The organism is Citrobacter sp. Cf072 (assembly GCF_030334485.1).
Classification (GTDB): Bacteria; Pseudomonadota; Gammaproteobacteria; order Enterobacterales; family Enterobacteriaceae; genus Citrobacter; species Citrobacter freundii.
Genome location: NZ_JAOWDX010000044.1, coordinates 384,449 through 398,938, shown reverse-complemented (window position 1 = coordinate 398,938; position 14,490 = coordinate 384,449). Strand labels below are relative to the sequence as shown.

The 14,490-nt window shown below is 55.6% G+C and carries 12 protein-coding genes; 1 reads left to right on the top strand and 11 read right to left on the bottom strand.

Going from position 1 to position 14,490, the window contains the following annotated elements:
- Window positions 1-131: 131 nt before the first annotated feature.
- From OGX66_RS10930 to OGX66_RS10890, 9 genes are all read right to left on the bottom strand, one after another.
- Window positions 132-926 (bottom strand): TraB/GumN family protein, encoded by a 795-nt coding sequence (locus OGX66_RS10930; RefSeq protein WP_088902647.1) that lies wholly within the window; start codon window positions 924-926, stop codon window positions 132-134.
- A 100-nt stretch (window positions 927-1,026) separates the two neighbouring features.
- On the bottom strand, window positions 1,027-3,528 hold the full coding sequence (gene copA / locus OGX66_RS10925; RefSeq protein WP_096890116.1) for a copper-exporting P-type ATPase CopA: 2,502 nt from the start codon (window positions 3,526-3,528) through the stop codon (window positions 1,027-1,029).
- Between the two features lie 148 nt (window positions 3,529-3,676).
- Window positions 3,677-4,447 (bottom strand): heme ABC transporter ATP-binding protein, encoded by a 771-nt coding sequence (locus OGX66_RS10920; RefSeq protein WP_088902645.1) that lies wholly within the window; start codon window positions 4,445-4,447, stop codon window positions 3,677-3,679.
- Entirely contained in the window at window positions 4,444-5,436 is a 993-nt protein-coding gene (locus OGX66_RS10915) for a FecCD family ABC transporter permease (protein WP_270921593.1), read from the bottom strand. Before OGX66_RS10915 ends, OGX66_RS10920 begins: the two co-directional genes overlap by 4 nt.
- Before the next feature lie 51 nt (window positions 5,437-5,487).
- Window positions 5,488-6,111 carry an anaerobilin reductase gene (gene chuY / locus OGX66_RS10910; protein WP_003021809.1) on the bottom strand — a complete coding sequence of 208 codons (624 nt, stop codon included), beginning with the start codon at window positions 6,109-6,111 and terminating at the stop codon, window positions 5,488-5,490.
- Complete coding sequence (hutX, locus tag OGX66_RS10905; RefSeq protein WP_088902644.1) at window positions 6,111-6,605, bottom strand: heme utilization cystosolic carrier protein HutX; 495 nt, start codon at window positions 6,603-6,605, stop codon at window positions 6,111-6,113. The genes chuY and hutX overlap by 1 nt, the downstream gene beginning before the upstream one ends.
- A 12-nt stretch (window positions 6,606-6,617) precedes the next feature.
- On the bottom strand, window positions 6,618-7,955 hold the full coding sequence (gene hutW / locus OGX66_RS10900; protein WP_032948719.1) for a heme anaerobic degradation radical SAM methyltransferase ChuW/HutW: 1,338 nt from the start codon (window positions 7,953-7,955) through the stop codon (window positions 6,618-6,620).
- Between the two features lie 18 nt (window positions 7,956-7,973).
- Window positions 7,974-8,798 (bottom strand): heme/hemin ABC transporter substrate-binding protein, encoded by an 825-nt coding sequence (locus tag OGX66_RS10895; protein WP_088902643.1) that lies wholly within the window; start codon window positions 8,796-8,798, stop codon window positions 7,974-7,976.
- A 2-nt stretch (window positions 8,799-8,800) separates the two neighbouring features.
- Complete coding sequence (locus OGX66_RS10890) at window positions 8,801-10,945, bottom strand: TonB-dependent receptor plug domain-containing protein (RefSeq protein ID WP_003021819.1); 2,145 nt, start codon at window positions 10,943-10,945, stop codon at window positions 8,801-8,803.
- Between the two features lie 289 nt (window positions 10,946-11,234).
- Here OGX66_RS10890 and cueR point away from each other — a divergent pair, with 289 nt between their 5' ends.
- Complete coding sequence (gene cueR / locus OGX66_RS10885; protein ID WP_003021822.1) at window positions 11,235-11,645, top strand: Cu(I)-responsive transcriptional regulator; 411 nt, start codon at window positions 11,235-11,237, stop codon at window positions 11,643-11,645.
- Here cueR and OGX66_RS10880 read toward each other — a convergent pair.
- A complete protein-coding gene (locus OGX66_RS10880) occupies window positions 11,642-12,358 on the bottom strand; it encodes a DUF3142 domain-containing protein (protein WP_003021825.1) in 717 nt (238 codons plus the stop codon). The genes cueR and OGX66_RS10880 overlap by 4 nt on opposite strands.
- Window positions 12,328-14,472: a PA5441 family protein gene (locus OGX66_RS10875; protein ID WP_136345795.1), complete on the bottom strand. Its 2,145-nt coding sequence runs from the start codon at window positions 14,470-14,472 to the stop codon at window positions 12,328-12,330. The genes OGX66_RS10880 and OGX66_RS10875 overlap by 31 nt, the downstream gene beginning before the upstream one ends.
- Window positions 14,473-14,490 lie beyond the last annotated feature (18 nt).

Sequence of the window (14,490 nt, the reverse complement as noted above, 5' to 3'; positions counted from 1 at the left end):
CTTGCGCAATAGTATTGGCAGGATGATGACTTTGAGCGACAATCGAACTACACCGACGCTTTAAGCGCCGGGATCATAATAATGATGAAATTCCTCTTTGACGGGCCAATAGAGATATTGGCCATTTTTTTTTACCGTAACATCTCCGGCAAATTTCCTTCTCCGTATAAATGCAGCGCGCCAACGGCCACGACGTAGTGACCAGCAGGCATCGCTCTGAGCCGATCGCGCCAGGCTGTGTTGCGTTGATGCATCAATACGTCATACAACGACTGGCTAAAGGTATTGGGAAGCGTCAGTTCGCTATTGCGCGGCGGCGTTTCAAGCCACCAGCCCATCATCTGCTGTAGCAGTCTGGCATTGGTATGCCAATGCGTCAGAGTATCGTCCAACAGGGCCAGTCCGTTATCAGGCAACTGACATAACAGCTCGATTTGACTGGATGCGCCTTCCAGTTCGATTATCGGTTTATGCGCCTGTTTAGCCGCATTCAACAGTTGATAATCAATCCCGTATTCCGCTCGCAGCCCTAGCTGCTGTGCCTGCGTTGCCTGTAATACCATGGCAATTTGCCACAACGGCTGAGTAGATAACAGGGATGGGGAAATGCCCAGTTCGTTGGTGACTTTACGCAGGTTTTCTAACTGCTCCGGGCTGAGACGTTCTTCGAGTGCAGCATAGGCCGGAAGGTTGGCAAACGGCGCGTCGTCACCGGAAACATCCGCTTCGACAATCAGCGCATCGGCATGCTTGAGCTTTTTGAGTAATTTGGCAGGCAGAGGCGCCATATCGCGGCTGCCCATGTGAATGCTGCCAATCAGATGAAAATGGCGGTTGCCGGGCAAAGAGATGTCGATGGCAGGCCAGGTATAGTGGTTGCCGCGCAGTGCAGACCATAATGCTTTTACCCGGTATAACAAATCCATACGACCTCCCTAAGTGGAGAACCATGCTAGCGCGTGGCCGGAAAAGTCGCAATGTGTGAATTGCCGGATGGCGCAGTTGATAGCGCCATCCGGCAAAGGGTTACTCTTTAGGTTTGAAACGCAGCAGTCGGTTCGCGTTGCTCACCACGGTGATGGAAGAAAGCGCCATCGCCGCCCCGGCGACCACCGGGTTGAGCAGCGTGCCGGTGAACGGCCACAGGATCCCAGCTGCAACCGGGATGCCGATGCTGTTGTAGATAAACGCGCCGAGCAGGTTCTGCTTCATATTGCGTAGCGTTGCCCGGGAGATAGACAGCGCATCCGCAACGCCCATCAGGCTATGACGCATCAGCGTAATCGCGGCTGTTTCAATCGCCACATCGCTGCCGCCACCCATGGCGATCCCTACATCGGCCTGAGCCAGCGCAGGCGCATCGTTGATGCCGTCACCGACCATGGCGACCTGACGCCCCTGGCTCTGCAGACGCTTGATCGCCTCGGCCTTACCGTCCGGCAGAACGCCCGCAATCACCTCGTCAATACCCGCCTCTTTGGCAATGGCGTTGGCGGTCGTTGGGTTGTCGCCGGTCAGCATCACCAAACGATACCCGGCGCGGTGCAGGCGCTGGAGCGCTGCCACGCTGTCGCTACGCAGTGGATCTCGCACCGCTAACAGCGCCGCTGCTTTACCATCAATCGCCAACAGGACCGGAGTTGAACCCTGGGAAGCCTGAGCGGTGATTTCAGCCTCCATTTCAGTGGTATCTACCTGCTGTTCATTGAGCAGTGCCTGATTTCCCAGCAGCAACGTATGACCTTCGGTCTCGCCGCTGACGCCTAACCCGCGCAGCGTACGGAAACCGTTGACCTGCGGCAGCGAGACATCGCCTGCTTTGTCCAGAATCGCCCTGGCCAGCGGGTGGCTGGAACCCTGTTCAAGGGCTGCAGCCAGACGAATTGCCCGCGCTTCATCGGTGTTGCCAAACGTTTTGATGGCGACAACCTGCGGTTTGCCTTCAGTCAGCGTCCCGGTCTTATCAAAGACGAGAGTATCCAGCGTGCTGGCGCGCTGCAGCGCATCGGCATCGCGTACCAGTACCCCAAACTCAGCGGCACGCCCCACGCCGGAAATAATCGACATCGGCGTTGCCAGACCCAGCGCACAAGGGCAGGCGATAATCAGAACGGTGGTGGCAATGACCAGCGTATAGACAATCTGCGGTGCTGGTCCAAAGAAATACCAGATAGCCGCACTGACCAGCGCAATGGCGACCACGACCGGAACGAACACCGAGGAGATACGGTCGGCCAGTTTGCCAATTTCCGGTTTGCTGCTTTGCGCTTGACGCACCATACGAATAATGCGTGACAGCGTGGTGTGACTGCCAACGGCGCTGGCGCGGAACAGCACGCTGCCGTCCTGTACGACCGTACCGGCGTGGACGCTATCGCCTTCACCTTTTTGCTGAGGAATCGGCTCACCGGTGAGCATAGCTTCATCCAGCCAGGCTTCGCCCTGCGTAATTTCTCCATCGACCGGCACGCGGTCGCCGGTGGTCAGGCGCAACAACATTCCCGCCTGAACGTCTGCCAGCGGCACGTTCTTTTCACCTTCGTCAGTAACGACGCGTGCGGTCGGTGGCGTCAGATCAAGCAGTTTTTCCAGCGCTTTGGACGAGCGCTGGCGAGCCCGCGCTTCCAGCATGTGTCCGAGGTTAATCAGACCAATAATCATGGCGCTGGCTTCATAATAGAGGTGTCGTGCTTCCATCGGGAACCATTGCGGCCAGAGGTTGACGCTCATGGAATAGAGCCAGGCCACCCCTGTACCCAGCGCGACCAACGTATCCATAGTCGCGGTGCCGTTCATCAGGCTTTTCCACGCATTGCGGTAAAAGTGACCGCCCGCGAAAACCATCACCGCAAGCGTTGCCAGACCAATCGCCAGCCACAGGCTGCGGTTGTCATCGCTCACCATCATGTTGTCGCCAATCATTCCCCATACCATGACAGGGATACCCAGCAGCAGCGCGACGGCTGCCTGCCAGCGAAAACGTTTCATGGTTGCCACGGCGGTTTCTTGCTGACGCTCGCGGCGCTTAGCATCATCTTCAATGGCTTCTGCGCCGTAGCCTGCTTTTTCTACCGCCTGCACTAAATCTGCGGCGGAGGCACTGCCCATTACCAGCGCAGTGCGTTCCGCCAGGTTTACCCGTGCCTGGGTGACACCCGGTACGCTTTGCAATGCATTTTGTACACGGGTCACACAACTGGCGCAGCTCATGCCGTTTAACAGCAACTGTTGGCTGTCATCATCAGCCGTAGCTGCCGGAAGCTCGGAAGGGACCGCTGCCAGTGCTTCCGACGGGATTGATGACTCCGTCAGCGGTTTAGCCTTTGGGTGGCTTAACTCCGCGCCGTAACCGGCTTGTTTGATGGTTTCAATCAGCGCTTCTGCGCTGGCGCTCCCGGTAACATGCGCCTCTGTCACGGAGACATCCGCTTGCTCAACATCCGGACGTTGTTCCAGACTTTCTTTAACGCGTTTTACGCAGTGACCACAGGACAAACCGTCCAGGGTTAGATCGATTGTTTGAGACATAACCAACTCCTTCATTGCAGGTTTAACTGACTGTGATAAAGGTTAAACCTTCCAGCAAGGGGAAGGTCAAGGGTGTTTTTAGAAAAGATGAAAAAAGGGGCGAAGGGGGAAAAAAACGGGAACGTCACCTCAGAGCGTTCCCGGTCTGTTATTGATTGAGAACGATAAGCGGCGTTCGATGCTCCGGTTCATTTATGACCGTGAGATCGGCACCGTACAGCGCGTTCAGCGCCCGTTGCTTCAGGACATCCTGCGGATACCCGTTATCAACAATCCTGCCGCGTTCCATCAATACCACGCGGTCGGCATAACGCGCTGCGAGGTTGAGATCGTGCAGGACGCAGCAGACGCTAAACTGCCGTTCACGCACCAGGCGACGCAGCAGACGAAAAAGGTGCTGCTGGTGGTGAATATCCAGGGCGGAGGTAGGTTCATCGAGAAATAACCATTTGGGCCGAGGCTCGGGCTCCCAAAGCTGAACCAGCAGACGTGCCAGCTGTACCCGCTGTTGTTCTCCTCCCGACAGATGCCGGTAATCGCGCGCGGCCATCGCCTGGCAGTCGCACAACGTCATGATGTGTTCCGTTTCATCGCCCGTATTGCGCGTGCGATACGGATGCCTGCCCATGCGGATAACCTCCTGCACGCTAAACGGGAAGGCCATATGACTATTCTGGCGCATCACCGCACGGGTTTTTGCCAGCTCGGTGATTGACCACTCGTTCAGCGGCTTGCCGAATAAGCTACAACGCCCACTGTGAGGTTGCAGATAACCCGTAAGCTGGCGGAGCAGCGTTGATTTCCCGGCGCCATTCGGGCCCAGAATCGCGATAATCTCTCCTTCAGGTAGCGTCAGGGAAACATCATCGGTCAATCGTCTGCCCTGAATGTGGTAAACCAGATTTTCAGCAACGATCATGACACCCTCCGGCTACGCAGTATTAACCACAGAAAATACGGTCCTCCGATCAGGCTGGTTAACAGACCAACGGGCATTTCGGCAGGCTGCACCAGAGTGCGGGCCAGCGTATCGGCAATAAGGAGTAGACAGGCGCCCGCCAGCGTAGAGCAGGGAATCAACCAGCGATGATCGGCGCCGGTAGTCATTCTGATCAGATGTGGGATCACCAGGCCAATAAAGCCAATTACGCCGCTGACCGAAACGGCAGCACCAACCAGTAGCGAGCTGAGCAACAGTAACTGCTGGCGCTTACGTTTGACGTTCACGCCGAGATAATGCGCCTCTTCATCACCCAATTGCAGCAAATTAAGCGTGCCCGCCATACAGACGGTGACAGCAATGGCTGGAAGAACAACGGTACTGGCAACCAGCAGCGTTGGCCACTGGGCCTGGCCGAGATTGCCCATCATCCACAGCGTAAGTTGACGTAGCTGTTGCTCATCGCCCACATAGCTCAGTACGCCAATAGCCGAACCGCACAAAGCATTGATAGCGATACCGGCTAACAGCAGTTGCATCATTCCGCCGTGGCTATGACGCTGGCTTATCAGGAAAATAATCGTGCAGACCACCATGCTGCCCGCGACGGCAAAAATCATCTGCTCATACAGCACCAGCACCACGGGAAACGAAAATGGGATAACTATCGCGATACCGACCATCAGCGCGGAGCCGCTACTGACACCAAGCAGGCCAGGATCGGCCATCGGATTGCGAAAAAGCCCCTGCATGATAACCCCTGCCGTTGCCAGCGCTGCGCCTACCAGAACGGCCAGCAACACGCGGGGCAAGCGGATGTTCAACCAGATGTCACGGTATTCGTCGTTGAACAGCGCGCTGAAGCTAATGTTCAGCGCCCCCTGGCTGGCTCCGAAGAGCATCAGAGCGACCAACAACAGAGAAAGACCCGTCAGAATGCTGACGGAAGAAAGCGAGTCCTTAAGCACGCAACGCTCCATAACGTCTTTGCGGCGCGAAGTTCCCGCGCCGCGAGGGGTTTACGCGGGTTTCAGTCCTGGCTCAACCAAACTGTAAATCTGGTTATTGAGTGACGGGGCTGTAGCCAGTTCGTGAATGTGCCTTGCAACATCTGCACGCATCACAAAACCATGGCACTCCTCGGCCTGTATCCGTTGCGCCTGACCTGTGGCTGCACCGTTCAGCAAACCGCCGGGGCGGAGAATGGCGTAGTCCAGTTGACTGGTTTGTAGCCAGCTTTCAGCCAACGATTTTTCGCGTACCGCCTGACCAAATGCGGCCCTGGCGCGTGGGGACAAAAAGGGCCAACTGTCGCCACAGCCAAGCGAAGTCACCAGAATCATGCGTTTGATCTCCGCTTTTTCTGCTTCATCAATGACGGTTCTGTGCGCCAGATAATCCTGGGCACCGCCCATGGAGGAGATCACCGTGGCATGTTGACCCGCTGCGCGACAGGCACAGGCGGTGACCTGGCTGTCGCAGGCGTCGCCAATGAAGACCTGCACACCTTTTTCCTGCAACCCGGCAGCGACCTGCGCGTTGCGAACGACGGCAATCACCGGACGTTGTTCCGCCAGTGCGAGTGCCAGTGTTTTCGCGCCGACGCCGCTACCACCTGCACCAAAAATGAGCCATGGAGCCATCAGGCATGTTCCTTTAAGGATGAAGACAGCGTGTGAAAGGCGCTGACCTGGTCGGCCAGTAGCTGACGATGCTCATCCCGACCGAGGAAAATTTTGAACATAGCGCTACCCGCCTGGTTAAAGAAGAGAATGGACGCGGTGTCCATGCCCATAAATTTGCGTTCAATCAGGGCGATATGTGTGCAGTTTTCTGCCTTGATATGACCGGTCATGCCTTTTTTGCCGCGCAGGTTGAAGTAACCGTGGCGGTGGAATCCGGAAGGTAATTCACCGGTGAATTCCAGAATGACATCAGCAGTATGGACCAGGGTGGTGACTTTGCCCCATTCGCTGACGGTTTCCCAGACGGTATCAAATTGACTGCCGGAAACCAGCGTCGGGGAGGGGAGGTTTTTCACCACCTCCAGCAGCGTGGTGTTGTACTGGGCTGCGATAGCTTCCAGCGTACCGTCCGGCTCAGTTTTCAAAAAATCCTGTAAAGAGACATGGCTCATACTTCACTCCTTTTATGGTTGCTCTACCGCAATACGCGGCGTGTTAAGTGTTTGAATCAGTTCATCAAGAGACTGCAAAATATTGCTCGCCCAAAAACGTCCTTCATTGGTCAGGCGTACACAGGTGCTGGCATCTCGCGTCAGTCCTGCGTGATGCCACTGGGTCAGTAGCGGGGTCAGTTTTTGTGCATGAGGTGTCAGTTCATCCAGCGGGACGCGGGCCGTTTCAATACCGGCCTGGAGGGTGTGTCGCCACTGGAAACCACGCTCGGCGGTGCGCATCATCATCATGAGCGGTTTTTTTCCGGCGGCGATGGATTCATGCCATGTGGTCAGATTGCGCTCGACCATCCAGGAATAGCCATTGACTGACCCTCCTGCGCCAGAGCCGAATGCCAGACAGTCTGCGCCCTGTTTAATCAGCAGGTTGTACAGATTGCGTTCCCGTGTGGTGCGCGCCCAGTGGCTGTTGCTGATGCAGCGCCAGCCCGCGCTGTCCATAAAATCGCAGCCCTGAAGATAGAGGTCGCGACGTTCGGCAGGAGAGGGAACCGTTGTGCGCCCGGTTTCAACCGCTTTGCCAAGCGGTGTATTAGGGAGCAGGTTCAGAGCATAAAGATCTACGCCGTCGAGGCCGATGTCGCGGGCAATCGCCAGATCCTCGCTCCACACCTTTGCGTCCTGTCCAGGCAGACCAAACAGCAGATCGCAGACCACGGCGGCTCGATCCCGTTTTACCAACCCCTGCATAAAGGCCATCGCGGTCGGGCCGTCCGAAGTGCGCGCCATTTTCTTGCGGATCCGGCTGTTAAATGACTGAATGCCGATCGAAAATCGATTGGCGCCAGCGTCAAGGCAGGCATCTATTCGCGCATCGTCAAAATTGAGTACCCGCCCCTCAATGGTGATTTCGCAGTCCGGCGCCAGCGGTAGCTTGTCACGTAGTGCGGTGATGATTCTGGCCAGATCCCGTGCCGACAGCGCAGACGGTGTACCGCCGCCAAAATAGACGGCGTGAATCGGGGCCGACTGATGCAATGCGCTATCGGCTTCCATCTCTATTTCGCGTAATAGCGCGTTGGTGTAGCGGGCGCAGTGATCCTCTTCAAAGCGGTTTTGATAAAAACCGCAGAAAGTACAATGTGTTGCACAGAAAGGGATATGCAAGTACACCAACCGTTTCCGCGGTGGGGTTGGCTGGCTGATGACCTCCTGCCAGGTTTGTGACAATAGCTCTTTGGCAACCGGGATCGCCCCACGCCAGGGCATCGTGGCGCGGCGATCCTTAAATGGCTGACTTCCCTCGAGCGCAAAATGCGCGGTGAGATCCAGCGAGTGTTCAGTTTTCATTGTTCTTTATAAATCCAGTTAGTGAGGCCAGAATTGCTGGTGCAGGGCTTCAACCGCATCGGCGACGCGCGGCCCCATACCCAGAATTAGCGCCTGGTCAACCGCCACAATGCGCTGGTTTTTCCAGGCCGCAGTGTGGGTAATACCGGCAATCGCGCTCAGACGAGCCAGACCGCCATCCACCATTTGCGACGTCACCACGATCACCTCTGGGTTGGCGGCGATCAGCGATTCCGCGCTGTAGCTTTTATACTGCGCATGGGTGGCGACATTTTGTGCGCCTGCGAGGGTCATAATGGCATCGGCTACGCTGCTTTTTCCGGCGACCTGTGGCGCGCTGCCGCCAGCGGAGAGAATGAACATGGCTTTGACCGGCGCGTTTTTCGCTGCCACGTTGTGCTGAACGCGATCCAGACGTTGACGTATGCGATCGATCAACGTCTCACCTTGTTCGCGAATGCGCAGGGTTTGAGCCAGTTCCCGAATGTTGGCGTACATCTGTTCGACGGTGGCCGGTACGCGCGGCAACGTCACGACGTTAACTTTTTGCGCCCGCAACTGATCCAACACGATTTGAGGGCCAGCATCCTGCCAGGTGATAAAGCTGTCCGGATGCAGCGATAAAATGCCCTCGCTGCTTAACTGCTTCCAGTAGCCGATATGCGGGAGTGCGGCAGTTTCGGGTGGATACGAGGTGGTTTCATCAACGCCGACCACCCGGTTGCCGATGCCCATGGCGTATATCAGTTCGCTAAGAGAGCCGCCCGCCACCACCAGGCGGTCGGCGGACTGGGCACTGAAAACGCAGGCGAGGCTCAGTAAGCCAATCAAGAGTTTTTTCATCGTCAGAAATTCCACGCAAAGCCAACGGCGGCATTGAAACCAGCGTCTGGAATAGATTCATGCGCGGTTCTGTAACGCTTGTCGGTCAGGTTGTTGAGCGCGAGGTTGACCTGATACTGATCCTGCGGACCGAACTCGGTGTTGAATGCAAGGTTAAGCGTGGCCCAGCCTGGGTAGTTGATTTCCGTGGTGCCGGTATTATCTTTGGCGCTGGACGCCGCGCGGATAAAGACATCGGACGTCAGGTTAGCGGCGTTCATCAACCAGGTATGTTTCAGGCCGACGCGCCCGGTCAGAGTGGGTTCGCCGGTATCCCAGGTTTTAAGGGTATTGCCTTCGTACTGACGGCGAATGAGATTACCGCTCAGGTAAGGTGAAACTGCCCAGCCGTTGTATTCTGCGGTGAGTTCCATGCCCCAGGTTTTGGCCCGATCGATGTTGTCGTAGTAGTAATAGCCGCCCCGTGAAGAGGTGGTATTACCGCTGCATACGGGTTGACCTGAACAGGCCAGGCTGGCGATATAGTCTTTGGCTTCGGAGTAATAAATGGCGCCGTCAATCAGCCACATATTCCCTTTATACCGTGCACCCAGCTCATAGTTATTCGAGTGTTCCGCCTTCAGGTTTGGATTGCCGTAGGTTACGCTGCCGCCTGCGGACGTCTGCATAAACAGCTGAGTCAGCGTGGGGAAGACATAGCCCTGGGCATATGCAGCCCGAAGTTCAAGATCTTTAAAACCGGAATAGCGTAGGCTGGTTGAGGTCACCAGTTCATCATCGTGAACGGAATTTCCTCCGGTGGATTGCCAGGTGCTGCCGCTGCTTTGCAGGGTTTGCGTATCGTTGCGCTTGAGCTTCGAAGACAGCCAGTACTGGCGTGCGCCTACGGTCCACGTCCAGTCATCGGCAAAGCGCCAGTCGTTTTGCGCGAACAATGAGGTGTTGCTTTGCTCCGCTTCGTTGTATGACAGGGTACGTGTTTGCGTATCGAAGAAGCCGGTAGCTGCGGTCTGGCGCGTACTGCCGTCCGTGTCCTGTTTTATTTTGTCATGCTGATATTGAGTGCCAATCACCAGCTCGTTGTTAGCAGGCAGGGAGAAGTTGCTCTGTAGCGTTACCCCTTGGGTATACTGTTTGTCGTTGGTATTGGTCTGATTGCTGACCGTCAGCGCTTTAATCATCGGGCTGGGGATAACCTGGGTCGTTTTGACCCGGTTTTCAAATTTGCGCTCTATTGTCTGGCTGTATGCGTCAACATGGATGTTCTTCAGGTAATCCCCATCGGCCGCGTAGTCGTAGAAAAGACCGATTTTCTCGCGTTCCAGCTTAGGTATTTTGACGCTAAAGTCGTCGAACTGGCCCTCTGGATCGTCAAACCAGGTTTGAGTAGACAGTTTGTAGCGATCGAGGGAGAGCCCAATTTTGTGGCGATCGAAGTTGTAACCCAGCCATACGCCCTGGCCGTTATTACGGAAGTTGGTGTTGGGCAATCTTCCGTCAGGCGTATCGCGGTCCCCCTGGTCGGAATAGCTGCCATTGATGCGGTAGTCAAAGTTTCCGATGCTCCCCCAGGCCGCTGCCGACTCTTCCCATCCTGCCGTTGCGGAGTTATAAACAGCCTTAACGCTGCCGCCGAGAGGCTTATCACCGCCTTTTTTGGTAATAAAGTTTACGACACCGCCAATCGCCTGCGAACCGTAGAGGACAGAATAGGGGCCTTTGACCACTTCAATCCGTTCCAGCGCGGATTCGTCAATCAGCAAACCGGCTCCGTAGTTTTGTCCGGCACGTTGGTAACTGACGACCTGGCCGTCGATCAAAATCAGCACCCGCGAAGACGCTTCGCCACGGATACGAATTTGTTTCCGCCCTGCGAGGGCGTTATCGGTGACTTCGACGCCGGGAATATCTTGTAAATCATCAGCAATAGAAACGCTGGTGGAGTTTTGCAGCGTCTGGCGATCGATAACCTGTATGGTTGCTGGGCTATCCCAAAGGCTACTTTCTGTGCGGTTAGCCGTGACGATAACCGTGTCTTCGTCGGACGTAGAAGCGTGTGTTGGAGAGGTAGCTGCAAAAGCGGCGCCGGACATGCATAATGTCAGGGCTGAAAGAATAAATGGCCTTTGGTTATTCCGTGGCAACATAAGAGAACCTTTATTGAATGTAAATGATCATCATTATCATTCGCGTTTATATATAAAATTGTTTCCCTTTGTTCAAGATGAAAGATGTAGAACCAATATATCTTTTGATTTGAGTCAATTTCGTGCAGTCATTAAATGCATAAATGTGATCTAAATCGGATATAACAATGTGAATTAAAAGGATTTGTGCATCGCGGTGAGGGTGGGAAATGTGCAGGGTTCTCGGGTAAATCATCAGGACAATCTGGGCTATAATGGGCTCAGTACCAACAAGATCCGCGGGGGAAATGTGAATATTAGCGATGTTGCGAAAAGAACCGGTTTGACCAGCAAAGCGATACGCTTTTATGAAGAAAAAGGCTTAGTGACGCCGCCGCTGCGTAGCGAAAATGGCTATCGCACATACAACCAACAGCATCTGAATGAACTTACGCTGCTGCGCCAGGCACGCCAGGTGGGTTTTAATCTCGAAGAGTGCGGCGAACTGGTGAATCTGTTTAACGATCCGGCGCGTCATAGCGCAGATGTGAAAAAGCGTACCTTAGAAAAGGTCGCGGACATTGAGCGGCATATCAGCGAGCTGCAGGCCATGCGCTTGCATTTGCTGGCACTGGCGGAGAGTTGCCCTGGCGATGACAGCGCCGAATGCCCGATCATTGATAACCTCTCCGGCTGCTGCCACCATAAAGCGAAGGCTTAACGGCGAGGGGGATTAAGCATAAATACCACCGTGCCGCGGTACCACGGGGATTTCTCAAGCTGCGCTTCAGCCTGCGGGTCCCGGCTACCGTTTTGCACCAGCCCCAGCTTAAACGGAATGCGCAGACGACTGAGTGCGGGCAGATACGCCTGATAATTCGTTACCGTATGACGGCCCTGATAGCTCTGGACCACCAGTTCATCGACCGCCAGCGCATTCAGCGTGGCGACGTCGCCCGTTTTTGCCCAATCCAGCAGTCCAGTCACGCCAAGTGCAAACTCGGCCGGTAACTGTTGGCGTAATTGCTGCAGAAAGCGGGCGTAATCGGCAAGCTGATGGGTCGCCGCGTCAAAATCAACCTGCAGGCCGACTACATGATTCCCGGCGGCCTGCCAGCGTTGCATCAATCTTATGATTCGAGCCGGGATCGCCTCCGGTACGTCGAGCGTGGTAAAGCGCACGGTCAGCCAGATCGAGGGAAAAGACAGGCGGCTGACCGGCAGCCCGAGACGCTGGAAAACCACGTTACCCGAACGAACCAGCACCTCACCCTGATGCAGATAGACCGTTTGTGCGTCTTTCAGCTCATCACTGGCCTTCACGCCGGACCACAGCCAGAAGGCCGGATGCTCACGGGCGGCGACGATATCCGCCGCCTGCGGCTGGCCTGTCAGCAGCGCGGTTACCAGTAGTATTTGAGTTTTTGCGCCCACGGACTTCCCGGATACTGCGTTTTCAGTTGGGTGAACCAGCCTTTACGCTGCAGTTTATCCACTTCCTCACCGCCGCACTCGTTAGAGCCTGACGGCGCATAGCACATGATGGCGCGATACAGCGCGAAGCTCTTGTCTTCAACCTCTGCTTTCGGCGAAGTGATCACCTGCTGATAGTAGCGTTGCCTGTCGAACTGACCGAACGGCTCCTTGCGCGATATTGCTGATTCAAGAACGTCGTTGCCAGCACTGTTTTTCCACAAATCGACGTGGGTTTGCGTGGTGCGGAAGAATTCGCCTAAGCAGTTCAGCGCGTGGGCATCATCCGCTTTTTTGCTCAATACCGTTACCGTTTCATTGAGGCTGCGACAGGTGTAACCGCGCTCGGCAGCGTCGCCATTCCAGTCGAAAATACTCAGATTAACGTCATCAAACGCGTCGCCAATAACCGGCGGAGTAATGGCGCTGGCCAGTTTTCTGTCATTCAACCAGTCGCCAAAGCGGTTTTCGGTAAGATCGCGTACCAGCAGCGTATGCAGGGCGATGGTACGCTCTTCATTGTTAGGTCCATGGACGGCCTGCTGGCGCAGCAGTTCAGGCGAGGCCTGTGTTTTCAGTATCTGCGAGCGAAAACGTAGGTTGGTTACTGCGCTTTCTGGGGCAAAAACCGCCGCCACGTCGCCGCTATAAACCAGCGTTGCGGCGAGCTTAGCCTGTACATACTGCTGCTGTTCGTTGTCCTGGCTGAGTTTTAGCAACTGCTGCCAGAAATCACGCGCCGCGCGCCAGTTCTTCTGGCCCATCAGCGCTTCGCCGTACAGCACTTGTTCGCTGAAGGCGAGGGTATCGTGAATGGCGAGTTTCTGCGCTGGCGTAACTGCCTGAATAATCGCCGCGTAGTTCTCCGTCGCCAGCCACAGATTCAGTTGCAGATCGCGCCATAGCGGCAGTTTTTGGCTCTGCTCAAACACCGGTTTGCTGGCATCGAGCTGCGCCTGGGTCAGCGTGGGTTTACTGTTGTTATCCAGACGCAGCGCGCGCAGCAGTTCGATATAGCTGACAAGCGGCGCATCGGGGAATGCTTCCACCACGGACTGTTCGTAGAACGCCATACCGTAGACATTATCGTATTCGATGACTATTTCTCGCAGTTGCCGAGCGTCAGCCGACTGCTGGAGCGTCTGCTCATACAACTCGGCCAGCTGCGGCCACGCCTGTAAATACCAGTTGATGCGACGCAGCATACCGCGCGCGGAGTCGGCATACAGGCCTTGCGGGTAACGTTGCAGATAGGCTTGCGCCTGCGTCTGAGCCTGAGTCGCGTCCTCGCGGTTAATTTTTGCAATATCAAAATCGCCGTATTCGCCCACGCTGTTCTGGCTGCTCTTGTTCAACGCCGCACGCATCAGCATGTATTGCGCGGTCTCTGCCAGCCACGGGCGCTCACTTTTGGCAAGCTGAGTGAAATCCCGTTCGGCGCTGGCATAATCACCGGCATAGAAACTGGCAGCTGCGGCCAGATAATTTTTATAGGACTGAGCCGGTGAATCAGCCGGGAGGGTGGCAAGTGAAGACTCAATTTGCTCGCGGGTTGCCCCGGATAGCAGCCCCGTACGCGCCTGGGCTAAGGCCTGGCGCTGTTCCGCTGTTAACGTCGAGTCGGCCAGCAGTGCGGCAAAAAATGCGCTGACGCTCTCGGTGTTATTCGAAACATGACGGTTCTCAAGCTCAGCGTCGTTGACGTTTATTTCGTCTGCGCTAATGTTCAGTTCGGCCATCTGTCGGGAGAGTGGGCTGTCTGCGGCGGATGCCGGAGCAGCGGCTGGCTGCGAGGTTGCCTCATCCCATTGCGGGTGATAGGCAAAATAGAAATCCCGGGAGCGGGTGATATCCGCTGGCATTGATTGCACCGGCAGAGCAAATGATTTTTCCTGGCTCAGCAGCCGCAGCAGGTTGTCGCGGCTGTCGTTTTCAGGGTTAAAGGTTGGCGTGCCTTTCAGCAGGCAGCTGTCGTCGCTCCATTTGCAGTCTTCCATATCGAAAGAGGCGAATGCCTGCGGGGCGGCGGTCAGTAATGTGCAAAGGGCAAAGGCAAGGGGTGTCTTCCTGACCATAGTCTTATTTCCTGTCTT

Coding starts and splice junctions, on each gene's coding strand:
- OGX66_RS10895 (WP_088902643.1), bottom strand. CDS start 8,798: ATGAAAAAACTCTTGATTGGCTTACTGAGCCTCGCCTGCGTTTTCAGT.
- OGX66_RS10875 (WP_136345795.1), bottom strand. CDS start 14,472: ATGGTCAGGAAGACACCCCTTGCCTTTGCCCTTTGCACATTACTGACC.
- hutX (WP_088902644.1), bottom strand. CDS start 6,605: ATGAGCCATGTCTCTTTACAGGATTTTTTGAAAACTGAGCCGGACGGT.
- OGX66_RS10890 (WP_003021819.1), bottom strand. CDS start 10,945: ATGTTGCCACGGAATAACCAAAGGCCATTTATTCTTTCAGCCCTGACA.
- copA (WP_096890116.1), bottom strand. CDS start 3,528: ATGTCTCAAACAATCGATCTAACCCTGGACGGTTTGTCCTGTGGTCAC.
- hutW (WP_032948719.1), bottom strand. CDS start 7,955: ATGAAAACTGAACACTCGCTGGATCTCACCGCGCATTTTGCGCTCGAG.
- OGX66_RS10930 (WP_088902647.1), bottom strand. CDS start 926: ATGGATTTGTTATACCGGGTAAAAGCATTATGGTCTGCACTGCGCGGC.
- chuY (WP_003021809.1), bottom strand. CDS start 6,111: ATGGCTCCATGGCTCATTTTTGGTGCAGGTGGTAGCGGCGTCGGCGCG.
- OGX66_RS10920 (WP_088902645.1), bottom strand. CDS start 4,447: ATGATCGTTGCTGAAAATCTGGTTTACCACATTCAGGGCAGACGATTG.